At 59.7% G+C, this 22,792-nt stretch carries 19 protein-coding genes; 5 read left to right on the plus strand and 14 right to left on the minus strand.

The annotated features are described in order from the left end of the window. Positions 1–31: 31 nt before the first annotated feature. From QP977_RS02730 to QP977_RS02785, 12 genes are all read right to left on the minus strand, one after another. On the minus strand, positions 32–799 hold the full coding sequence (locus tag QP977_RS02730) for an isoprenyl transferase (protein ID WP_049170724.1): 768 nt from the start codon (positions 797–799) through the stop codon (positions 32–34). Further along, on the minus strand, positions 783–1,532 hold the full coding sequence (gene recO, locus QP977_RS02735; protein ID WP_016423113.1) for a DNA repair protein RecO: 750 nt from the start codon (positions 1,530–1,532) through the stop codon (positions 783–785). Before recO ends, QP977_RS02730 begins: the two co-directional genes overlap by 17 nt. Positions 1,533–1,536: 4 nt before the next feature. Beyond that, entirely contained in the window at positions 1,537–2,478 is a 942-nt protein-coding gene (gene era / locus QP977_RS02740; protein WP_070607128.1) for a GTPase Era, read from the minus strand. Between the two features lie 4 nt (positions 2,479–2,482). Then, positions 2,483–3,811, minus strand: a complete 1,329-nt coding sequence (locus QP977_RS02745) for a hemolysin family protein (protein WP_016423115.1) — start codon at positions 3,809–3,811, stop codon at positions 2,483–2,485. After that, the gene (gene ybeY / locus QP977_RS02750) at positions 3,808–4,341 is read right to left on the minus strand and encodes an rRNA maturation RNase YbeY (protein ID WP_005511056.1); all 534 of its coding nucleotides are present in this window, start codon (positions 4,339–4,341) and stop codon (positions 3,808–3,810) included. The genes QP977_RS02745 and ybeY overlap by 4 nt, the downstream gene beginning before the upstream one ends. Before the next feature lie 16 nt (positions 4,342–4,357). Then, the gene (locus QP977_RS02755; protein WP_070549896.1) at positions 4,358–5,386 is read right to left on the minus strand and encodes a PhoH family protein; all 1,029 of its coding nucleotides are present in this window, start codon (positions 5,384–5,386) and stop codon (positions 4,358–4,360) included. Positions 5,387–5,398: 12 nt separating this feature from the next. Then, positions 5,399–6,178 carry a 16S rRNA (uracil(1498)-N(3))-methyltransferase gene (locus tag QP977_RS02760; protein ID WP_070827319.1) on the minus strand — a complete coding sequence of 260 codons (780 nt, stop codon included), beginning with the start codon at positions 6,176–6,178 and terminating at the stop codon, positions 5,399–5,401. A 44-nt stretch (positions 6,179–6,222) separates the two neighbouring features. Next, a complete protein-coding gene (dnaJ, locus tag QP977_RS02765) occupies positions 6,223–7,353 on the minus strand; it encodes a molecular chaperone DnaJ (protein WP_049170716.1) in 1,131 nt (376 codons plus the stop codon). 2 nt (positions 7,354–7,355) lie between these two features. Beyond that, the gene (hrcA, locus tag QP977_RS02770; protein WP_016423119.1) at positions 7,356–8,393 is read right to left on the minus strand and encodes a heat-inducible transcriptional repressor HrcA; all 1,038 of its coding nucleotides are present in this window, start codon (positions 8,391–8,393) and stop codon (positions 7,356–7,358) included. Between the two features lie 9 nt (positions 8,394–8,402). Next, positions 8,403–9,566 (minus strand): radical SAM family heme chaperone HemW, encoded by a 1,164-nt coding sequence (gene hemW / locus QP977_RS02775; protein WP_016423120.1) that lies wholly within the window; start codon positions 9,564–9,566, stop codon positions 8,403–8,405. Next, positions 9,563–10,249, minus strand: a complete 687-nt coding sequence (locus QP977_RS02780; protein ID WP_016423121.1) for a hypothetical protein — start codon at positions 10,247–10,249, stop codon at positions 9,563–9,565. The genes hemW and QP977_RS02780 overlap by 4 nt, the downstream gene beginning before the upstream one ends. 205 nt (positions 10,250–10,454) lie before the next feature. Beyond that, a complete protein-coding gene (locus tag QP977_RS02785) occupies positions 10,455–12,287 on the minus strand; it encodes an AMP-dependent synthetase/ligase (RefSeq protein WP_016423122.1) in 1,833 nt (610 codons plus the stop codon). A 154-nt stretch (positions 12,288–12,441) separates the two neighbouring features. Here QP977_RS02785 and malQ point away from each other — a divergent pair, with 154 nt between their 5' ends. After that, positions 12,442–14,661 (plus strand): 4-alpha-glucanotransferase, encoded by a 2,220-nt coding sequence (gene malQ, locus QP977_RS02790; protein ID WP_049189616.1) that lies wholly within the window; start codon positions 12,442–12,444, stop codon positions 14,659–14,661. Between the two features lie 359 nt (positions 14,662–15,020). Here the strand turns inward: malQ and QP977_RS02795 are convergent, their stop codons facing one another. Beyond that, the gene (locus QP977_RS02795; protein WP_042388817.1) at positions 15,021–15,236 is read right to left on the minus strand and encodes a hypothetical protein; all 216 of its coding nucleotides are present in this window, start codon (positions 15,234–15,236) and stop codon (positions 15,021–15,023) included. A gap of 75 nt (positions 15,237–15,311) precedes the next feature. Further along, on the minus strand, positions 15,312–17,366 hold the full coding sequence (locus tag QP977_RS02800) for a M3 family metallopeptidase (protein ID WP_016423125.1): 2,055 nt from the start codon (positions 17,364–17,366) through the stop codon (positions 15,312–15,314). Positions 17,367–17,474: 108 nt separating this feature from the next. On the opposite strand from QP977_RS02800, the gene QP977_RS02805 reads away from it, so the two are divergent. The 4 genes from QP977_RS02805 to treS all read left to right on the plus strand — a co-directional run bounded on the left by QP977_RS02805 (position 17,475) and on the right by treS (position 22,769). Continuing rightward, positions 17,475–18,749 (plus strand): carboxylesterase family protein, encoded by a 1,275-nt coding sequence (locus tag QP977_RS02805; protein WP_070653265.1) that lies wholly within the window; start codon positions 17,475–17,477, stop codon positions 18,747–18,749. A gap of 231 nt (positions 18,750–18,980) precedes the next feature. After that, entirely contained in the window at positions 18,981–19,469 is a 489-nt protein-coding gene (locus QP977_RS02810; protein WP_049170706.1) for a PH domain-containing protein, read from the plus strand. A 60-nt stretch (positions 19,470–19,529) separates the two neighbouring features. Beyond that, positions 19,530–20,849 carry a PH domain-containing protein gene (locus QP977_RS02815; protein WP_070653227.1) on the plus strand — a complete coding sequence of 440 codons (1,320 nt, stop codon included), beginning with the start codon at positions 19,530–19,532 and terminating at the stop codon, positions 20,847–20,849. Between the two features lie 108 nt (positions 20,850–20,957). Then, on the plus strand, positions 20,958–22,769 hold the full coding sequence (gene treS / locus QP977_RS02820; RefSeq protein ID WP_070827321.1) for a maltose alpha-D-glucosyltransferase: 1,812 nt from the start codon (positions 20,958–20,960) through the stop codon (positions 22,767–22,769). The last annotated feature ends 23 nt before the right edge of the window (positions 22,770–22,792 follow it).

Consider the following 22,792-nt stretch of genomic DNA (forward strand, 5'->3'; position numbering starts at 1 on the left):
CCCTCCCCCCCCCCCTAAAAAAATATCGGCTCTAGGCCTTGCCGAACCTACGGTCGCGCTTTGCGTACTCCACCACTGCGGCGCGCATGTCATCCCGACCGAAATCCGGGAAAAGCTTGTCTTGATAGACCATCTCCGCATAGGCGGACTGCCAGATCAAGAAGTTGGACGTGCGCTGCTCGCCCGACGGACGCAAGAACAGATCAACATCCGGCATAGTCGGCTCATCCAGGAACTGTGCGAAAGACTTCTCGGTCAAGTCATATTCGCTGAGCTCCCCCGCTGCTGCCTGACGAGCAATCTCTCTAGCAGCATCAACAATTTCAGCGCGACCACCGTAGTTGACGCACATATACAGAGTTAGCGCGTCATTGTCCTTCGTCTGTTCCTCGGCAATCTCAAGTTCCTTAATCACCGAGCGCCACAGTCGCGGACGACGCCCTGCCCAACGCACGCGAACGTTCTTCGAATCCAGCTCATCACGACGTCGACGCAGCACATCGCGATTAAAGCCCATGAGGAATCGGACCTCATCGACCGAACGACGCCAATTCTCAGTGGAAAATGCGTAAGCCGACAGGTGCTTGACGCCCATCTCCAAACAAGCATCGACGCACTCCATCAGCACGGCCTCACCACGCTTGTGCCCCTCGGTGCGTTTGAGCCCACGCTGTTCGGCCCATCTACCATTGCCGTCCATCACGAGCGCGATGTGATTGGGCACGAATTGCTGCGGTACAGGAGGATTCAACACGCTTCCTATTGTGCCCCACCGCTGACGTTTACTGCCAAAAAGCATCCACATGTTCCAGCGCCGGCACCCGGCGGCCCAGGTAGTACTGCAGGTACTTCGCCGTTAGGGTACGCGCCGTCGCCATTCGTCCCTCGAATTCGCTTGACGACGTATCGATGCCCGCCCATTGCTCATGAGCAAGCTGCCACATCAGATGCAGAACCTCGGTCGGCGGAGTATCTGCACCCGGTGGCCTGCAGTTGGTGCACACTGCTCCGCCCAGTGCGGGAGAAAACGCGTGGTGAGGGCCGGCTTTGCCGCAGCCTGCGCATTCAAAGAGGCTTGGCTGCCAACCTGCCTGCGCCATTGCTCGCAGGATGTAGGAGGTCAGCAACAAATCGGGGCGATGGCGACCGGCCGCAACGTCGTCGAGCGATTGGGTGGTGAGATCCCACAATTCGGGAGCCGGCACTTGCTCCTCGCCGACAATGCGTTCGGCGACGTCCAGGACTGCACACGCACAGGTGTAGCGCGCATAGTCGTCGACAAGCGGTGCTGCCCACGTGCGCACGGTATCTGCGCCTGCGATAGTGGACAGTCCTCGGCGTGGGTAGATGTTGACATCCACGTCGACGAATGGTGAGAGGCGGGAGCCGAAGCGGCTCTTCGCGCGGCGCACGCCTTTGGCGACACCGCGGACTAGGCCGTGGTCGCGGGTGAAAAGGACGATGATGCGGTCGGCTTCGCCGAGGTCGTAGCGGCGTACGACCAGCGCACGGTCGCGATACGGCTCGACCAACTTTTTAGAATCCCAACTTGCCCAGCTGCTTCGGGTCCGACTGCCAGTCCTTCAGCACCTTCACGCGCAGGTCAAGGTAAACATTCTGACCGAGCAGCGCAATGAGTTCCTTACGAGCTTTGTGAATGGTGGTGCCCATGCGTCGACCGTCGCGCCCCATGAGGATGGACTTCTGCCCCGAACGCTCGACATAGATAACGGCGTGGACATCCAGGACGCTTTCGCGATCCTGGTTTGGCAGCACCTCATCGATCTGGACTGCCACGGAATGCGGCAACTCATCGCGCAGACCGCCGAGGGCCGCCTCGCGGATGAGCTCTGCCATCCGGGTGTGCAGATCCTCATCGGTGATGTGCCCCTTCGGGTACAGGCGCGGTCCCTCCGGCAACTGGGAAGCCATGACATCAATCAGCGTGTTGATGTTCTCGCCGGACTTCGACGACAGTGGCACCAGCTCGGCATCCGGACCGAGCAACTCCTGCAGCTCGATAAGGCGCTCAATAATGGTGTCGCGCGAGACCTTATCCACCTTGGACACAATGCCCATGATGTTCTTGCAACCTTTGGAGACGTTCTCGTAAATCCAGCGGTCACCGGGGCCAATTTTCTCGTCGGCAGGCACGACCATCGCGACCAAGTCCACATCGGAGTAGGTCTCCTGAACCATGTCATTCAGGCGCTCACCGAGCAGCGTGCGTGGCTTGTGCAGACCTGGCGTATCCACGACAACGATCTGACAGTTCTCGCGGTGGACTACACCTCGGACTGGATGACGCGTGGTTTCCGGCTGGTTAGCGGTAATAGCGATCTTCTCGCCCACCAGGGAATTGGTCAGCGTGGACTTACCGGTATTCGGACGCCCCACAATGGAAACGAACCCAGAGCGAAAGCCCTCCGGCGCACTGTAATCATCAGCATCTCCGCCAAGTCCAGCATTGGCCAGCATGTCATCAAGATTGCCCATCAGTATCTTCTTCCTCGGAGTAAAACTCCGCAGTCGGCTCCACCACCACAGTGCGTACCCGCATACGACCACGACGGTCACGCGAGCCCTCGGCGGTAAACTTCAGTCCTGCATATTCTACGTACGAACCGGGCAGTGGCACACGTCCAAGCTCATATGCCAACAGACCGGAGACCGTATCCACCTCATCGGTGACCTCGTCATCGAAGACGAGTTGGCGCCCGTGGGCTTCGTCGTAAAGCTCTATGAGCTCGCCCAAGCTGAGGCGCGCCTGCACGCGGTAGGAGGCATCCCCCAGTGGTTCGATGGGGGCCTGCTCGGCCTCGTCGTATTCGTCGGCAATCTCACCGACAATCTCCTCGAGGATGTCCTCAATAGAGATAAGACCGGCGACCGATCCGTATTCGTCGATGAGAATGGCGATGTGATTGCGGGTGCGCTGCATTTCATCGAGCAGATCATCCAGTGGCTTGGAGTCGGGAACAAAAACGCAGTCGCGCATGACTTCGGAGACGCGAACACCGCGGCCACCATCAGTACGCGAGTACGTCTGCTGGACAATGTCCTTCAAGTAAATGACGCCGACGATGTCCTCAACGCTCTCGCCAATCACCGGCAGTCGCGAGTGACCCGACTTCACGCATAGGGCCACTGCCTGACCACAGTGCTTATCCGCCTCAATCCACACCATCTCTGGGCGCGGAACCATAACAACGCGTGCCGACGTTTCCGCGAGATCGAACACAGACTGAATCATGCGGCGCTCATCGTGCTCCACAATGCCGCGCTCCTGGGCGATATCGACCATCTCGCGCAACTCGACTTCAGTGGCGAACGGGCCATCGCGGAAGCCACCACCAGGGGTGATGATGTTGCCGAACCAAATCAGCAACTTTTCCAGTGGCCCCAACACCTTGGCCATAAAACTCAGAACGACCGCGGTGGCGAGGGAAATCGAGTACGGATTCTTCCGACCCATCGTGCGGGAAAACACCCCGAGGACCAGGAAGGTGAACAGAGCCAACAACACCACTGCAGCCACAATGGCCCAGCGTTCCGGCTCGAAAAGCTTGAGACAGACCGCCGCCAGCGTCACTGCACCGATTGACTCGCACAGCGTCCGCAAAATCACCAGCACATTGACGTGCCGAGCGCGATTTTCTACGACCTTGAGAAGCGCATTAGCACCCGCGACCTCGTCACGCTGCAGCTCAGCCACGCGTGCACGGGAAATGCCTGCGACCGCAGTTTCGACTGTGTTAAGTCCGCCAGCGCAGATCATCGCCACAACGGCGACAATTATCAAAGTGATCATCGCTCGTTAGAACGTTCCGGGAACGCATTGGGGTTAATCGGTTTTTCGGAAAAACTGACACCACGACGATCGATGTCGTCGTACCAGTCCGCCAACAGACCATTCTGCAGGGAGAACATCTGGCGCTCTTCCTCAGCAGTGACGTGGTCATAGCCCAACAGGTGCAGCACACCATGCACGGTGAGCAGCACCAGCTCGTGGCTCAGAGGGTGGCCTGCGCGCTCAGCCTGGCCCGCAGCGAACTCGGGGCACAACACGATGTCGCCAAGCATGGCAGGTCCTGGGCTGGCAGCATCGGGGCGACCAGAGCCGGGAGTGAGCTCATCCATCGGGAAGCTCATCACATCCGTCGGCCCCGGCAGGTCCAGCCAGCGCACGTGGAGATCTTCAATCGTCTTCAAGTCGACAATGTGAATGCTCAGCTCAGCTGCCGGATGCACGTCCAGGCGGCCCAGCGCATAACGGGCAACGTCGATAAGCGACTCTTCATTGACGCCCTGACCGGACTCGTTGAAAACTTCAATGCTCATGTAATTTCAGCGTCCTTTATCGCTTTGTGGCGGACTGTCGCTTTTGTGGGGACTCGGCGCCCTGTTCAATACCTTCGTTATAGGCATCGTAGTCATCGTAGGCCTCGACAATTGCGGTTACCAGCGGGTTGCGCACCACATCCGCAGCCGCCAGCGCCGGAAAAGCGATTCCCGGCACACTGCGCAGCACCTCACGGGCGACAGCTAGACCGGACTTCTGCCCTCGAGGCAGGTCGACCTGGCTGGCGTCACCGGTGATGACCATCTTCGAACCGAAGCCCAGGCGGGTGAGGAACATTTTCATCTGCGCCGGAGTAGTGTTCTGTGCTTCGTCGAGAATGATGAACGCATTGTTCAAGGTACGACCGCGCATGTACGCCAGCGGTGCGACCTCCACTACCCCAGTTTCCATCAGCTTTGGAATCAGCTCTGGCTCAAGCATTTCGCGCATCGCATCGTGCAATGGGCGCAGGTAGGGGTCAATCTTCTCGTGCAGAGTACCCGGCAGGAAGCCCAGGTTCTCACCCGCCTCCACTGCGGGGCGAGTCAGAATAATGCGTTCTACCTGCTTATTCTTCAGTGCAGCAACCGCCTTGGCCATGGCCAAGAAGGTCTTGCCCGTACCGGCTGGGCCGATACCGAAAACAACGTTATAGCGGTCGATGGCATCGACGTAGTTCTTTTGTCCCTCGGTCTTGGGACGCACGGTCTTGCCACGATGTGTCACGATGCCGCCACCGAGCACCTCGCTGGCGGACTTCTCCCCGCGATCCACAATGCCCACCGCGTGCCGCACCGACTCCGGGGAGAGCTCGTGCCCACGACGGGCCATTGCCTCTAGCTCCTTGAACGCGCGGACAGCCAACGAAACATCCGCCGGAGCACCCTTGATTGTCACAACTCCGCCGCGGACATGAATATCCGCTGCCAGCAGAGATTCCAGCAGACGTAGGTTCTGATCCGCATGACCGACCACAATCGGCGCGAGATTGTCATCGAGCTCGACGACGGCAGTGGTACGAGCAGTTACTGAATACTTTGTCATTATGCGTCTATCCTACTGACCAGGCGTGGGTGCGCCGCCCCAGCGCTTTGTCAACGGGCCCAGTGCGCAAAGAGCAGCAGCTCCCGCGAGGGCGCTGCGGAGAACTGTCGGGCCGAGTACTACCGAGCTAGCACCTGCGGCGCGGAAGGCCTCGAGTTCCCCAGGGCTGACTCCCCCTTCTGGGCCGACGATGAAAAGAACCTTGTCAGCGTTTGCTGCCTGCGCGGCGAAGTCCACGAACGGAGCTGTTTCCTCCTCGTGCAAAACTGCTGCCACACCACCTGCTGACGTGGTTTCCTGGATGAGTTGCTCAATATCGGCGGAGCTATGCAGGTCAGCGACCGGCGGAATCCATGCACGACGAGCCTGCTTGGCTGCCTCGCGCGCAGCCGACTGCCACTTTGCGCGCGCCTTGGTGACCTTTGCTGCACCCTGCCAACGGGCCACACAGTTCACTGCCGCCCACGGGATAATCTCGTCAACCCCAGCCTCGGTCATCAAGTCAACAGCGAGCTCGGCACGATCCGACTTCGGCAACGCCTGCACTACCGTGACGTGCGGCGTTGGACGTGCACGCTTCTCGGCAGCGATTACGCGGACGTGAACCTCGCGCGGGTCAACATGCATAAGCTGTGCTCGCACCACCTTGTCCGCACCATTGGCAAGAAGAATCTCCGAGCCCTCCTTCAGCCTGCGAACGCTGATGTGCTTTGCCTCCGACCCGAGGATTCGAATGATTTCTTCCGGGCGCGGCAGCTCGGTGAACTCACCGAGGAATACGGGCAAACTCATGTGTGCTTCACACTCACTGGAGGGGGCTTTGGGGATGGCGTGTTCTAACGGCGGCGGAATCGGGAGAAGAAACCGTTGCGCTCACTCGAGTCTGCCACCTTGGCATCATCATCGCGGTGCTCGCGTAGCTTCTCCAGCAGCTCGCGGGACTTGCGGTCCAGCTTCGTCGGCACCGTGACATCGACGTGTGCGACCACGTCGCCGTTGCCCTCGCCGCGCAGATGCGGCATGCCCTTACCCGACAGACGAATCTGCTCTGCCGGCTGGGTGCCCGAATCAACCTTGATGGTCATTGGTTCGCCGAGCAGGTCGTCGACCTCAAACTCGGTACCAAGTGCGGCATCAGCCATGGGCACCTGCACGTTAAAGTGCAGATCATCGCCCTCACGCTCGAATACAGGGTGCGGGTCCATGGCAACTTCCACGTAGAGGTCACCCGCCGGGCCACCGCCCGGACCGACCTCGCCCTGCCCTGCCATGCGAATACGCATGCCATCAGAGATACCTGCCGGAACGTTGACCGTCAGATCACGGCGAGCACGGACGCGGCCATCGCCACCGCAGTTGTTACACGGATCGGGGATGATCTCGCCGGTGCCCTCACAAGTCGGGCACGGCCGCGAGGTCATCACATTGCCCAGGAAGGAACGCTGGACCTGCTGAATCTCGCCAGTGCCATCACAGCTGGTACACATCTTCGGCTTGGATTTGGACTTCGAGCCAGTTCCCTCGCACTGCTCACACAGCACCGCGGTGTCCACCGTGATGGGCTTGCGGACACCGGTGAATGCCTCATCGAGGCCCAGCGAAATACGCAGCAGCGCATCTGCACCTGGCTGTACACGCGAGCGGCGCTGGCGGGTACCGCCGGCACCGCCGAAGAATGCTTCGAAGATATCGCCGACTCCGCCGCCACCGAAACCGCCGAAACCTCCGCCTGGCATACCGCCCTGCGGATTGAGAGGATCTCCTCCCATATCCACAATCCGGCGCTTTTCAGGATCCAGCAGGACCTCGTTCGCCTCAGATGCCTCACGGAACTTCTCCGCAGCTTCTTCATCACCCGGATTACGGTCTGGGTGGTACTTGAGCGCCAGCTTTCGGTACGCCTTCTTAATCTCAGCGTCCGTAGCGTCCTTCTCCACTCCGAGGATGCCGTAATAGTCGCGTGCCAACTTTAGCTACTTCCTTTCAATACCCGGCCAACGTACTGTGCAACAGCAGCAACCGAGGAAATTGTTCCCGGATAATCCATAAATGTGGGGCCAACTACGCCCATGCCACCCAAAATTTCGGTGCCGGTGCCATAGCCAGTTGAAACAACTGAGGTAGCGCGCAGCTCCTCGTCCTCGTTTTCCTCACCGATGGAAACGCGAACGTGGTGCAAATCCTGCGCGGCCGACAGCAGTTTCAGCACGACCACCTGTTCTTCGAGAGCTTCAAGAACCATGGGCAACGTAGAAGGTAAGCGACCGGCCATATTACCACGGGTCAAATTCGATGCCCCGGCCAGGATGAGTCTGTCATTCGGCTTCTCAATCAACGACTCCACCAGCACCGTCGAGCAGCGAATAAGCACATCCCGCAAATCACGCGGGGCGTTAGCCGCAAGATCGGAAATCGCAATCGACGCGTCGGCAAGCGTGTGCCCCGACATTGCACGGTTGAAATGCTCACGCAAGAGCGGCACGAGATCGGGATCCATCGGTGCTGGCAGCTCAACATTGCGCTGCTCCACGCGCCCGGTGTCAGTGATGACTACCAGCAACAATCGCGCGTCGGCGAGCTGGACAACCTCGCAGTGCCGGACGCGGGAGACCTCCAGCGTCGGTACCTGCACCACTGCGACCTGACGGGTTAGCTGGGCCAGCAGCTGCACACTGCGACGCAGAACGTCCTCCAAATCGACGCCGCCTTCGAGGAACTCGAGGATAGCTCGGCGCTCAGCCCGGGACAGCGGCTTAATCTGCGAAAGATTGTCCACAAAAAGGCGGTAGCCCTTCTCAGTCGGGATACGCCCGGACGATGCATGTTCCTGCTGGATATAGCCCTCGGCCTCCAGCACCGCCATGTCATTTCTAATGGTCGCCGAGGACACACCCAGATTGTGGCGCTCCACCAGAGCCTTCGAGCCGACTGGCTCCTGGGAAGCTACGTAATCCGAGACAATTGCCCGAAGAACTTCCTGCCTGCGCTTATCCGTCTGAGATGACATGCGGATAGTTTAACTAAGGATGTCAACAATTATTGCGTCGGCCAGCAAACGACCGCGATTGGTCAGCTGAATCCGCTGGCCACAATCGACGGAAACAAACTCCACCATGCCCGCTTCCGCTTGCCGACGTGCCTTGCCCAGCTCATCCTCTCCGAGCAGATTGGCATCGATACCCTCGGCCAAGCGGAGGCCCAGCATAATCTTCTCAGTGTGCCGATTCTCGGCCGTTAGCCCTTCTGAATCCTTAATCGGCAACTCTCCGCCGGAAATGGTCGCCGCGTAGCGAGCCGGATGCTTGACGTTGTAAAACCTCGTGCCATCCAGATGCGAATGGGCACCGGGGCCCGCACCCCACCAATTTCCATCGCGCCAGTAGAGCATATTGTGACGACATTGGCCGCCCGGTTTCGCCCAGTTGGACACCTCGTACCAGGAGAAACCGGCTTGACTCAGTGCGGCATCGATGCGCTCGTAGCGGTCGGCGAGATCGTCGTCGTCAGGCATCGGCAGCTCACCGCGACGAACCTTACGCGCCATCGCGGTACCCGGTTCGACGATCAGCGAGTACGCCGAAACATGATCGACCTCCGTGGCCAGGACCGCCTCCAACGTCGTATCGAGATCCGCCATCGACTCCCCTGGCGTGCCATAGATAACGTCGAGGTTGATGTGCTCAAAACCGGCAGCGCGTGCCTCCGCCACTGCCGCCGCAGGACGCCCCGGCGTGTGCGTACGATCCAGAGTGGCCAGCACATGCGGCACAGCCGACTGCATGCCCAGACTCACCCGGGTAAACCCTGCCTCGGCCAAGCCTTCGAAAAACTCCGGGGAGGTCGACTCGGGATTCGACTCGGTGGTGACCTCGGCGTCGTCGGCAAGCCCAAAGCTGTTGCGCACACCGTCGAGCAGGCGACGAAGACCACTCGCCCCCAACATCGACGGCGTACCACCGCCGACGAATACGGTATCGGCGCCACGCGCTAGTTCGGGGTGCTTTACGACGGCCATCTCGAGCTCAGCCACGATGGCATCGAGGTAGTCTCCCTGCGTTGCGCCACTGCCCAGCTGACCTGGCGTGTACGTGTTGAAATCACAGTAGCCACAACGGGTGGCACAGAATGGGACGTGTAAGTAGACACCGAAGGAATCGGTGTGTGCGGAGGCTTCGCTCACGCATGCTCCTTGGCTCGACGTTGCTTGACGCGGCGGACAATTTCATCGATGCGGGCACGTTCCATCAGGAACTCCGGAGGCCTACGGCCGCGCAGCGCATTGGCAACTGCCGGATGAGTCTCGGGAACAGCAACACACCAAGCGGCGGCAGCGGACAGTGCACGGCGGCCAGACTGTGCGTAAAGCTGCGGAAGCACCACACTACCGAGCTTTTCCACGCCTCGGATGTTTTCGGCGGAAACCCAGTCGGCGAGTTCCTCCAGGTAAGAAGCCACGGCATCGGAGCGAGCAATCATTGCCTGCGTGACCGTAGGGACTGCAACCGGATGCTTCAAAGGAGCCGGAATGAGCGACAGTGACTGCACATCCGGCGACTTCGGTGCCGGATGCGGGTGTCGACGCGGTGTCGAAGCGGAGGAAAGAGTACCGATGCGCCCCGAGCGAATGCCGGAGGTAAACGCTTGGCGTAGACCATCAAGCTCACCAATCAGAGGGCGGCAGTCCTCAACGGCCTCGTCGACGATGTCAGCGAGCTCGAGGACACATTCGTCCACCAGCTCACGATCTACATCAGCAACCGCCTGAGCAAGGTGCTCGATGTGTTCGGCAACTTCGTCACCAATGTCGTAGAGCTCTTGGGTCACTTCGCGCAGGCGTAGCCGAGCATCGAAGTGGTTAATCATTGCCCGCCCTCCCACGACATCTTCGGCGCCGGTGACATCATTGCAGTCTTCCGCTTTCGAATATCGACGAACATTGACGAATGCCGACTTTCGAAAACTGAAAACTCCTTAAAAATTTCTAGCGCCCCTCACCTTAATGGGGTGAGGGGCGCTAGCGCGGTAACAACACGCTGCCGTTTTCTATCGGCAGCGGGTAGACCGTGAATTAACGCTGGTAGAGAGCCTCAATGTCACGCGAGTAGTTGTCCATGACAATGTTGCGCTTGACCTTCATGGTCGGGGTCAGCTCGCCGCTTTCCTCGGTGAAGTCACTGTCCAGAATATGGAACTTCTTAATGGCCTCTGCGTGAGAAACCAGCTCGTTAGCGGAGTTGACGGCGTCCTGAATCTCGGCGCGCAAAACTGCGCTGGAGGCAGCGAGTTCACGGATCGAGGTGTGCTCGGGGACGGAGTGCTCAATCTTCCACTTCTCCAGTGCCTCCTCATCGAGAGTGACCAACACGGAGACGAACGGACGACCATCGCCGATGACGACTGCCTGGGACACCAGCGGGTGCGCACGCATGCGGTCTTCCATCGGGCCCGGCGCGACATTCTTACCACCAGCGGTGACAATGAGGTCCTTCTTGCGGCCGGTGATCTTCAGGTGGCCTTCTTCGGTCAGCTCACCGAGGTCACCAGTCTTAAACCATTCGCCGTCGATGAAGGCTTCCTTGGTTGCCTCTTCGTTCTTCCAGTAGCGGTCGAACACAACCGGACCACGGAGCAGAACTTCGCCGTCATCAGCGATAGCGGCGGAGCAACCACCGACCGGACGACCAACGGTACCAATAATCTGCTCGCTCGGGTTGTTCACGGTGACGGCAGCCGTGGACTCAGTCAGACCGTAGCCTTCGTAGACAGGCACACCGAGACCACGGAAGAAGTGCCCGAGGTCAGAGGACAGAGCCGAACCACCGGAAATGGTGTACTGCACGGCCTCACCCATAGCTGCGCGAATTTTCGAGAACAGCAGGCGATCGTAGAGCTGGCGACGCAGCTTCAAGACACGCGACGGACCTGCCGGAGTATCCAGTGCCTTGGAGTACTCGATGGCGGTGGCCTCAGCACGCTCGAACATGGCCAGGCCGAATGCGCCCTTCTCCTTAGCGGAGGCGTAGGCGGAGTCACGAACCTTCTCGAACACGCGCGGCACACCGAGAATCATGTGCGGACGGGAACGCTGGAACTCCAGGGTGACGGTCTTGGTATCAGCCCAGTGAGACTGGGTAGCACCGGAAATCATCGAAGCCAGGGACACTGCGTGAGCCAACACGTGCGCCAACGGCAGGAAGGTCAGAATGCGGTTCCCCGGACGGGCAATCAGGCCAATCTCGTTGGTGAGGATGGCGCGGGCCTCCGCCAGCCAGTTGCTGTGCAGGAGCACGCAGCCCTTCGGACGACCAGTGGTACCGGAGGTGTAAATCACGGTTGCCAGGTCGTCGGCCTTGGTGTCCTTGATGCGGCGCTCGACCTCGTCGCCGTCAATGTCACGGCCTTCGTAGCTAATGGTGTCAGTAGCGGAAGCGTTAATCTCCAGTACACGACGCAGCTGAGACTCGCCCTCCGGGTTCTCGGTGCCCTTTTCGACCAGCAGAGGCTTCATGCGGTCGGTGTGCTCACGCGACTCGGTAAATGCGAAAACAGCACCGGAGTTTTCAATAATCCAACGAATCTGGCCAGACGAAGAAGAGCCGTAAATCGGGACAACAGCAGCGCCTGCCATCCAGATAGCGGTATTGATCAGGTTCCACTCGTAGCGAGTCTCACTGAGCAGCGCTACGCGGTCGCCCGGCTGAACACCGTTGGCAATTAGCCCCTTAGCGACGCCCTTTGCCTCGTCATAGAACTCCTGAGCAGTGACATTTACCCACTCAAAGTTCTTGGGGCGAGTGAAAAGCACCAGCTTCGGGCGCTTCTGCACCAGCTCCTGCAGCGAGGTAATAATCGTTTCGTCCTCGCCGATGACGTATTTCGCCTCGGTAGTATATTCACGCATCGAGTTACAAACCCCTACTTTCGGTAGTTCTGTCCGTCGTTGGTTTCGTTAGGAATCAACTTAGAACATCAAACCCTGCGCCGTTGTGATTTCAGTAAATATTTCGATAACGAAGTGATTTACCTTACTACTGGCAAAGTTTTTCTAAACTGGCATGATGGAAAGGGTGACACAGGCAGCTTCCAATCCTCCCCTTTCCTCTCCACTCGCCGACCTCGCTAAAGATGTCGGAGTTGGGGTTTCCTACTACTCCACCGAGGGCCAACTCGTGCACGTCTCTCGTGAGACAGTGCTAAAAACTCTCGCTGCTCTCGACATCGATCTGGGCCCAGATCCCAGCGATGCCGACATCAACGACGCCCGTCGTGAGTGGGCAGACACGCAGTGGTCTCGCCTTCTCCCGCCCGTGGTAGTTACCCGCCAGGGCATCTTCCACCGAGTTCTGGTTCACGTACCGCACGGCAGCAATGTCAGCGTGACTGTGAAACTGGAGGACGGCGCAGAATGGCCCTGCGCTCAGGTGCACCACTTGGTACCGCCACGCCAGGTCGGCGATGTGTTGATGGGTGAAGCCGCCTTCGCAATTCCAGAGGATCTGCCACTTGGTTGGCATCGCTTGCGCGCAGTCAACGATGACAACGTCGCTGAGTGCGATGTGGCCGTAACCCCCAACCGTCTCGCCACTGCCGACAAGTACGTGCAGAATCCTGCGCATGGTGTCATGGCACAGCTGTACTCGGTACGCTCCAGCCGCAGCTGGGGTATTGGCGATTTCGCTACCCTCGGCGACTTGGCACAGGTCAGTGCAGAGCACGCGGGCTCTGATTTCGTCCTCATCAATCCGTTGCACGCCGCAGAGCCACTGCCTCCGGTAGAAGACTCGCCGTACCTGCCCACCACGCGCCGCTATGTCAATCCGCTGTACGCGCGCCCAGAGCTTATCGACGAGTTCGGGTACCTGGACAAGGACGAGGCCGATGAAGCCCGTGCGCTAGCGAACTCTTTCCACCAGCTCAATCACAGCCCTGATGAGATTGACCGCAACCCCATCTACGCTGCAAAGCTCAAGGTATTGCGGGCAATTCACAAGATCCCCCTGTCCAGCGCACGCCAGGCGGAATTTGACCGTTGGCTGGAGGCCGAGGGCCGTGGCATATACGACTACGCGTCGTGGTGCACCGAGCGCGAGCTCGCGGATCGCGCTGCTGCCCGCGATGCTGCACGCGCTGCCACTTCCGATTCTGGTGCCGTAACCGAGAACGATATCGAGTTGGTTCCACCGTTGGGTAACCACGCCAGTGTCGAATCTCTGCGGGAGGAAATCTTCCAGTTCCACCTCTGGGTGCAGTGGATTCTCGATCAGCAGCTCGGCCAGGCACAAGAGGCAGCCCTGGATGCGGGTATGCGCATCGGCATCATGGCCGACCTTGCCGTCGGCGTGCACCCTGGCGGCGCGGATGCCGAGAACCTTGCGGATTGGCTCGCTCCTGCTATCTCTGTTGGCGCACCGCCAGACGGTTTTAACCAGCGCGGCCAAGACTGGTCGCAGCCGCCGTGGAACCCGCACAAGCTAGCCGAGGCCGGCTACCGCCCCTGGCGCGACATGCTGCGCACAATCCTTCGCCACGCAGGTGGCATTCGTGTTGACCACGTGCTGGGTATGTTCCGCCTCTGGGTCATGCCGCGGATGGAGTCCCCCGTCAATGGCACCTACCTGTACTTCGACCACGAGGCAATGGTCGGCATTCTCGCACTTGAGGCCGAGCTCGCTGGGGCCGTCGTCGTAGGCGAAGACCTGGGCACTTTCGAGCCGTGGGTGCAGGACTACCTGGCCTCGCGGGGCATCATGGGCACCTCGATCGTGTGGTTTGAATCCGAGGGCGACCAGCCGAAACCACCAAGCGCTTACCGCAGCCTGTGCCTGTCCTCCGTCACCACGCACGATCTGCCGCCGACGGCAGGCTACCTCGCAGGCGAGCACATCAAGCTACGGGAACGCCTGAGACTATTGCTTTCCGACGTCGCGGAGGAAGACCGCCGGGACTTCGAGTGGATTCGAAAGGTTTTGGGTGCGGCCAAGGAAGCCGGCTGCTTTGGTGACACGGCTGCGGCGGACATGGATGTTCATTCCCTTACCCGCGATAATCTGCCACCAATTGACGCACTGGTCACGGGGCTGCACCGCTTCCTCGACCAGACGCCATCCGCGCTGAAGTGTGAGGCCTTGGTGGACATGGTCGGCGATCGTCGTACTCAGAACCAGCCGGGCACGAGCCACGACCAGTACCCGAACTGGTGCATTCCGCTAACCGATGCCGAGGGCAAGGCCGTGCTTGTCGAGGACCTGCCTCGCTTCCCCGGATTCAAGCGTTAATTGGTTCGTGAGCGACTAATCCCTCATTTTTGCTGTTCACCGATCTTTCAGGTTATATGCCCGGCACTAAAACCGAGGCTAAAACTGGAAATCGGTGACTGCACCAGCGATGAGGATGAGAAGAAGCAAAACGATTAGGGCAAGTAGGACCTTCGAGTGCCTCGACCGATGCATGCTAACTCAGCTCCCTACTGCGAAATATTTGCGAACTACCCAACTCTAGCCTGTTGGGCAAATTTCCTAATACTTTAAGACATACCTTAGGGCAGCGATAGCGACCCAACACTTAAAGGGGGCTTCTCCCAGCTCAATTCATCGGGTCTCTCGGTGAGCTATCCGCAAGGCCACTACCTCTTCGGCTAGCTCTCGCTGCCCGCTCCTCGACGCTCCTGCGAACGCTCCCGCCGATGCACCGACCTCTGCCACAGACGTCCGCTGACAACATCGATTGCGCCAACGAGAACGAAAGCAAGAAACCCTCCGACTACCAGGAGAACCACGCATAGCACGCTGACCTGCGCAAGCAGTGGCAATTGGATAAGCCACTGCCCTACTCTGTCGAATGCTTCTGCCATGAGTGTCAACCTACCCTGCCGGTGACCGGAATAACCAGTGGGCGGCGGTCGCGGGGCTCGTCGTAAAGCGTGAAGCTAGGCATCAGTGCCCGACAGCCCGCGGCGTTCGAGGAGCGGCTGGATGTCCTTATCGCGACCTCGGAAGGCACGGTAGGCGGCCATGAAGTCGATGGCGCCACCACGGGAGAGAATCTCCTCGCGGAAGTGGCTGCCGCCGCTGATTGTGGCACCGCCGTTGTCGGTGAACCAACCGAAACCGTCCGCGTCGAGCACCTCTGCCCACAGGTAGGAGTAATAGCCCGCCGAGTAACCGCCGGCGAAGATGTGGTTGAAGTAGCGGGAGCGGTAACGCGGAGCCAGGTGGGGAACGTCGAGGCCGAGTTCAGCGAGTGCTTCCGCTTCGAAGGCATCAACATCAGTGACCTGAGCTGCTTCCTCCTCGGTGAGGCTGTGCCAGGCCAGATCGATGGCGCACGCGGCGAGGTACTCAACCGTGGCGAATCCCTCACCAGCGGTGCGGGCCTTCTTCACAGACTCGACTAGCTCGGCCGGGATCGGCTCACCGGTACGAACGTGGACGGCGTAATTGGCCAGAATGGATGGCTCAAGTGCCCAGTTCTCGTTAATCTGGGAGGGGAATTCCACGAAGTCGCGCGGGACGTTAGTGCCCGAGAAGGTCGGGTACGTGACGTCGGAAAGCAGACCGTGGAGGGCGTGCCCGAACTCGTGGAAAGCAGTGGTGACCTCGTCGAGCGTCAGTAGCACCGGGGTTCCCGGCTCGGTTTCGGCGATGTTCATCACGTTGACCACGACTGGCAGGCGCCCCAGCAGACGGGACTGGTCCCTAAACGAGCTCATCCATGCACCACCGCGCTTAGTCGGGCGCGAGAAGTAGTCCGTAATAATCAGGCCGATGGTCTCGCCTCCGCCCTGGCGTACCTCCCACACGGTCGTGCCCGGCGCGTATCCCTGCAGGTCCTCGCGCTTGACTACCTCGATGCCGTAGAGCTTGCGGGCAGCGTAGAACACGCCGTCTTCGATGACACGGTGCAGCTCGAAGTAGTTCTTGAGTTCCTCCGTGTCGACTGCGAATTCTTCCGCTTTACGACGGCGCTCCCAATACGGCCAGTCAGCGCCCGTGACCGTCTCACCGCCAGCCAGATCAGCGACCCGCTTGTACTCGCCTTCAGCATTGGCAATGGCAGCTGGCGCCAGGTCTGCAATGAGCTTCCGAGCAGCCTCTGCGGTGGTTGCCGTCTCCTTGGCAATGACGTAATCCGCATGCGTGTCGTAGCCGAGCAGCTTGGCACGGCGGGCACGCAGGCGCGCCATTTCCAGCACAATGCCGGAGTTGTCGAACGTGCCGGAGGCAGCACCCGCACGCCCCAGTGAGGCTTCATAGAGCTTGGCGCGAGTAGCCGGATTATCCAGGTCAGCCAGCTGTGCCGGAGTTGACGGTAGGTCCAGCGGAATCAGCCACGGCGCATCGGTGTCGGCCTTTTTCGCGTAGGCGGCGAAGGACGCAATGGCGTCGTCGGAAAGCCCGGCGAGTTCCTCGCGGTCGTAGATCTCCACGGCGCGCGCGACGGTGTCCTTCAGTAGGTTTTCACCGAAAGCCGTGGAGAGCTCAGAGAGACGGGAATTGATGCGGCTGAGCTCGGCTTTGTCCTCGTCGCTGAGGTCCGCACCGGCGCGCTGGAAGTCTTCGCGGACTTTCTTCAGCAGCAGCTTCGCCTCTTCCGGATTGGCGGCATCCTCAACGCTGTCGATGGCATTGATGCGCTGCCACAGGTCACTGCGCATGCGAATCTGATCCAGGTGTGCAGTGAGCTGCGGGGCAATCTCGGCTTCAATTTCCATGCGGACATCGGTGGCGTCCGTGCCGGCAACGTTGAAGAAATAAGCAGCGACGCGGTCCAGATCCTGGCCCGCCTTTTCCATTGCCTCGATGGTATTAACAAAGGTCGGCGCCTCCGACGACGTGGCGATGGCGTCGATCTCGCGTGCATGGCTGCGCATTGCTTCGCTAAAGGCCTCGCGGACGTGGCTGTCATCGATTGCCGCAAAATCTGGCAATTCGCAGAACAATTCTGACGGTGTCAACAGTGGATTTCGTGCATCATTGGTCATAGTGAATTCAACTGTAGCGTGCTCGAAAAACCAGAGTGCGCCTACCGTCTGAAACAGGCTCCCCGCCGTTCTGGCAGGACCAACCGTGACGAGGAGGCGTTTTCCGCCATGACAGAGACGACTATTTCCGCTCCCTGTGGGAGGCTAACCGGCCGTATTCACGATGACGCAATACAAGTTTTCAATATCGATTACGCAGATGCTGCTCCGTTCGCCGCGTCGGCACCGGTGGCTGACGGGCCACAGTCAGGCACTCGGCGCTGTGAACCCGAGCGCGAATTAGTTCTCACCGTCACCGCACCGGCTGAGCCCGCGGACGCTTCCTATCCCGTATTGCTGTGGATCCACGGTGGTAGCTACGAGTTTGGGCATCCCTCCGAGCCCTGGACGGACGCGACGGCCTTCGCACAGGCAGGCATCGTCACCGTTTCGCTCGGATACCGCAAGGGCCTCGAGGGATTCTGGCGCGACAGTGAAACAGAGACCTACCGGGCCATTGATGACCTGTATCTGGGGCTGCAGTGGGCTCGTCGTAACGCGCCTGCCTTCGGCGGCGATATCGACAACATCACTATCTCGGGGCAATCGGCGGGTGCGGCGCTGGCGCTCACTCTCGCTGCCGACGAACGCACTCGCGGCCAGATCCAGCGCACCATCGCCATGTCGCCGGCCTTCTCGCTGCTGTCGGGCTCGCGTCTCCGCCGCACGTTGGCGGGCATCGGTGTGGGACGTGCGCCGTCCACCGACATCTTTTCGCGTGCCGACGAACGCAGGGTCGCTCGAGCCCAGAAATTGGTGTCGGCATCCTCACCTTCGGATCCGGCAATTGGGCCTCGCTTTGACAGCTTTGCTCCCACACTGCCAACGATGGTGACTGCCACCAGCGAAGAGTTCTTCTCAGAACCGCCGGTTGTGGCGATGGACAAGTTGCCCATGCGGGAGTGGATGGCTCGGCGCTACGCCAAGGGGCATCGCGGCCACGGCGAATTTCCGGCCACCGCCTATGCCGAACGTCCGATGGGGAATGTCATTTCTGACTCAGCGATTCGCTCATACGCTGTTAAAGTCGCCGAACGGTCCGTGGCGGCTGAGCTGGATGTGTGGGCGGCACAGTTCGAACCGGGAGAAGGGTTGGGCTATGCACCTGCTGGCCGCACCAGTGGTGCTCCGCACTGCATCGACATTGCACGCTTCTTCGGTATGAAGGAACCCAACCATCCATTCCACCAAGTGGCGGTCGAGTTCATCCGCGAAGGCACCTCACACATGCCCCGCTACAACAATGACCGCAAGGTGACCACCTTTGCTGGCGCTGACGCCCAGGCAGTCGAGGACATTGCCATCGATGCGTGGGCGGCTCCGCGCCAGCTCTTTGGCGCATAAGGCATAAGGCGGGTGAGGCTTGCGCTGGTTAGCGCTGTGCTGTTGTGCTCAACAACTGAGCCCAGCGACTTAAGCTGGCAAAGTCTGCATGTACCGATAAATCTCGACGCAGACCAAAATGGTGATCAGCGTGATAAGTACTGCTATGAGTTTCCTGCGATCCATAGCCACCGTTCTTACCGAAGCACCAGGCCAGACGCAAGCTTTACCCTCTGTGGTTAACTGTCAACTATGGAGCCGCTTGATTTATTAGTCCCCGAGAATTCCGCGCTGCAGCCGGTCGACCCCGCGCTGGCTAAGGTGAAGCGAGTCGCGCACGCCGCTCCCCTGCTAGTTATCACGATTGCATCCGTCGTCGCCGCTGTGATGTGGACTCCGTGGATGTGGTTGGGCGTCCTCGCCTGCGTGCTCTACTTCGCATATATCTACTGGCTCATCGGTCGACGAGTTCGTGCCCACCGATACCTCGAAGAGGACAACGACTTCATTGTTGCGTCCGGACGCTGGTGGCGCTCGGTCACTGTCGTCCCTTACGGACGAATCCAGTTCATCGACATCGATGAAGGACCTCTCCTTCGACTATTCGGACTGGCAACGCTGAAGCTCAACACAGCATCGGCGAGCTCGGATGCAGCCGTCCACGGTTTGCCACGTGAAGAAGCGCTCGCCCTGCGCGCTCGTCTATCTCAGCGCGCCCACGACCGGATGGCGGGTCTCTAAATGAGGCATAGAGTTCATCCCCTATCTCCGCTGCTCAAAAGCTTTGCCACAATCGCTGCGGTGACTGCATTCGCAGTCGCGAATCAGTGGCAGTTGGCCGTTGCGGTCGTGACTCAGCTCTACGACTGGGCATGGCTCGGTCTCCTTGTCGGTACCGGTGCGGTCGCCATAATTATTGGTCTGATTGCATTTTTCTCGTGGCTGTCCTGGCGGTATACGTTCTACGAGCTCACCGACGATGAGGTTCGCTACGGCTCCGGATGGCTACTGCGTTCTCGACGCGCGGCACGGCTCGACCGCGTGCAGGCGGTGGATATCAACCAACCATTGTTGGCGCGCATTTTCGGGCTCGCCGAAATTGTCATTGAAACAGCCGGCGGCTCCGATTCACACTTCACAATCAAATACCTCACTCCCCCGCAGTGCGAACAGTTCCGCGCTGACGTGTTGGGTGAGGTAGAAAAGCTGGACACCGAGCTGGCACGTTCGCTTTACGACGGCGACAGCTCCACCGCGCCCCTCGACTCCGGCGCTCACATGTCCTCTCGCATGCCCGAAGCGAAGACCATCTTTGGCCCGGTCGATGTCGGACGGCTGATTGCATCCGTGGCCATTGGACCCGGTCTTTTCGTCGGCATAGCTCTCATCCTCCTCGCCGTTGTCTCTGCGCTGTTTACCGACCTCATCGTAGAAATCCTCAGCGGAGTAACCATCACTACTCTGATTGTGATTGGCAGTTTCGCTGTCGGCCTTTTCGGGGTACTAAATCAGTCGTGGGATTTCACGCTGAAGGTATCGTCGGAAAGCAGGCGTCTGGCGATTACCGCCGGACTGTTGTCGACGCGCGCTCAGACCATTCCCATTGATCGCATTCATGGCTTTAAAGTGGTGCAACCGCTCTGGTGGCGTCCGTGGAGATGGTCCCGTGCGGATGTCTCGGTGGCGGGCTATGGCCTGGACAGCACACAGTCGAACAACACACTGGTGCCAGTGGCGCCGACACCGGAGACGGACACGATTGTCGATTACCTGATGACTGAGATTGCGGGACCGGCCTCTACCGATGACCTGCTGGGCTCCTGGCAGACTCCACGCACGGCATGGTGGCTCAGCCCAATTGACTGGAAATTTCAAAAGGTGCAGGCCACGAAGCGGGGGCTGTTAGTGACCAAGGGTCGGTTCTGGCATACGCGGTTCATGGCCCCCTGGCAGCGCATCCAGGGGCATACACTAACCATTTCTCCGCTGAAGAAAGCGGCGGGAGTGGCGAACGTGCGGATCGACATGGTGCCGGGAGCGGTCACTCCGGTGGCAACGGAGTTGAAGTTGGATGATGCGTACCAGCTCGCTGCGTTAATTCAGGAACACAAGGCTGTTTAGAATGCTGTTTAATGAGGTCTCCCAGGACGGCCATCTCGCACGGTCTTGTGGGATCTCGCAGGAAAACTCTCTCTGCAGGCTAGTGGCATAGTCATTACGCTGGGATGCATGACTATCGCCAAGGAAGATTACGAGTGGTACCGCAGCGCGGTGTTCTATGAGGTGCTCGTCCGGGCCTTCTTCGACTCCGACAACAACGGCTCCGGCGACCTCAAAGGGCTGACGGAGAAGCTCGATTATCTGCAATGGCTGGGCGTTGACTGCCTCTGGCTGCCGCCTTTCTACGACTCCCCGCTGCGCGACGGCGGTTACGATATCCGCGACTTCCGCGCCGTGCTCGACGAGTTTGGCACGGTCGAGGATTTTAAGGTGCTTCTCGACGAGGCCCATGCGCGCGGTATCCGCGTTATTACTGACCTGGTGATGAACCACACCTCCGATAGCCATGAGTGGTTCCAGCAGTCGCGCACTGACCCCGATGGCCCCTACGGCGATTTTTATGTCTGGACTGACGACCCGGACACCTACTCGGGCGCACGCATTATCTTCGTCGATACCGAGGACTCCAACTGGACCTATGACCCGGTGCGTGGCCAGTACTACTGGCACCGCTTCTTCTCCCACCAGCCGGATTTGAACTATGACAATCCGGCGGTGCAGGAAGCGATGCTCGATGTGCTGCGCTTCTGGTCCGATCTCGGCATCGATGGCTTCCGCCTCGACGCTGTGCCCTACCTCTTCGAGCGCGAAGGCACTAACTGCGAGAACCTGCCCGAGACCCACGCTTTTCTGAAGCGCTGCCGCAAGGTCATGGATGAGGAATACCCGGGTCGCGTCCTGCTGGCGGAGGCCAACCAGTGGCCCTCCGATGTGGTGGAATACTTCGGCGACCCGGAGGTCGGCGGCGACGAATGCCACATGGCTTTCCACTTCCCGCTCATGCCACGCATTTTCATGGCGGTGCGAAAGCAGTCCCGCTTCCCCATCTCGGAGATCCTGGAGTCTACGCCAGAGATTCCGTCTTCGGCTCAGTGGGGAATCTTCCTGCGCAACCACGATGAGCTGACGCTGGAAATGGTCACCGATGCCGAGCGCGACTACATGTACGCCGAGTATGCGCACGATCCGCGAATGAAGGCCAACATCGGCATTCGCCGTCGTCTAGCGCCACTGCTGCAAAATGACCGCACACAGCTCGAGCTTTTCAATGCCCTGCTACTCTCCCTGCCGGGTTCGCCGGTGCTCTACTACGGGGACGAAATTGGTATGGGCGACAACATTTGGCTCGGCGACCGCGATGGCGTGCGCACACCGATGCAGTGGTCGCCCGACCGCAACGCCGGGTTCTCCAAGGCCGACCCCGGTCGGCTCTATCTGCCGACCATTCAGGATGCGACCTACGGTTACCAGGCGGTCAATGTCGAGAACCAAGCGAGCTACTCCAATTCGCTGTTGAATTGGGTGCGTCGACTGATCCAGGTCCGCAAGCGCTATGAGGCTTTTGGCCTCGGTGACTTCCGCGAGCTGAATAGCGACACCGCCTCTGTTCTGACCTATCTGCGCACATACGGCGACGAAGTGCTGCTGTGCGTCAACAACCTGTCCTCCTACCCCGCGGCCGTCTCGCTGGATCTGTCCGAGTTCGCCGGAGCCACCCCGGTAGAGCTCACGGGTTCGGTTCCCTTCCCCACGATTGGCACTGATTCCTACCAGATCACGCTTCCTGGTCACGGTTTCTACTGGTTCGAAATCCAGTTGCCGCCAGAGACAAACCTCGAATCGAGCGCCTCGATGTCGGCGCCGACAATCCCGGTTGCGCAGGCGATATCGGACGCGCCGGTGACGTCATCACGCGAGCACTCCGGCACGGCCGCCGATGCCTCCGCCGATGCCGTAACAAACGCCGATAATAAAGAGTGATCTTTTAAGTCCCGAAAGGCGAA

Source organism: Corynebacterium sp. MSK012 (assembly GCF_030232435.1).
Taxonomy (GTDB): domain Bacteria; phylum Actinomycetota; class Actinomycetes; order Mycobacteriales; family Mycobacteriaceae; genus Corynebacterium; species Corynebacterium jeikeium_D.

Coding starts and splice junctions, on each gene's coding strand:
- QP977_RS02730 (WP_049170724.1), bottom strand. CDS start 799: ATGCTTTTTGGCAGTAAACGTCAGCGGTGGGGCACAATAGGAAGCGTG.
- era (WP_070607128.1), bottom strand. CDS start 2,478: ATGCTGGCCAATGCTGGACTTGGCGGAGATGCTGATGATTACAGTGCG.
- QP977_RS02745 (WP_016423115.1), bottom strand. CDS start 3,811: ATGATCACTTTGATAATTGTCGCCGTTGTGGCGATGATCTGCGCTGGC.
- ybeY (WP_005511056.1), bottom strand. CDS start 4,341: ATGAGCATTGAAGTTTTCAACGAGTCCGGTCAGGGCGTCAATGAAGAG.
- QP977_RS02755 (WP_070549896.1), bottom strand. CDS start 5,386: ATGACAAAGTATTCAGTAACTGCTCGTACCACTGCCGTCGTCGAGCTC.
- QP977_RS02760 (WP_070827319.1), bottom strand. CDS start 6,178: ATGAGTTTGCCCGTATTCCTCGGTGAGTTCACCGAGCTGCCGCGCCCG.
- hrcA (WP_016423119.1), bottom strand. CDS start 8,393: ATGTCATCTCAGACGGATAAGCGCAGGCAGGAAGTTCTTCGGGCAATT.
- QP977_RS02780 (WP_016423121.1), bottom strand. CDS start 10,249: ATGATTAACCACTTCGATGCTCGGCTACGCCTGCGCGAAGTGACCCAA.
- QP977_RS02785 (WP_016423122.1), bottom strand. CDS start 12,287: ATGCGTGAATATACTACCGAGGCGAAATACGTCATCGGCGAGGACGAA.
- malQ (WP_049189616.1), top strand. CDS start 12,442: ATGATGGAAAGGGTGACACAGGCAGCTTCCAATCCTCCCCTTTCCTCT.
- QP977_RS02795 (WP_042388817.1), bottom strand. CDS start 15,236: ATGGCAGAAGCATTCGACAGAGTAGGGCAGTGGCTTATCCAATTGCCA.
- QP977_RS02800 (WP_016423125.1), bottom strand. CDS start 17,366: ATGACCAATGATGCACGAAATCCACTGTTGACACCGTCAGAATTGTTC.
- QP977_RS02805 (WP_070653265.1), top strand. CDS start 17,475: ATGACAGAGACGACTATTTCCGCTCCCTGTGGGAGGCTAACCGGCCGT.
- QP977_RS02810 (WP_049170706.1), top strand. CDS start 18,981: ATGGAGCCGCTTGATTTATTAGTCCCCGAGAATTCCGCGCTGCAGCCG.
- treS (WP_070827321.1), top strand. CDS start 20,958: ATGACTATCGCCAAGGAAGATTACGAGTGGTACCGCAGCGCGGTGTTC.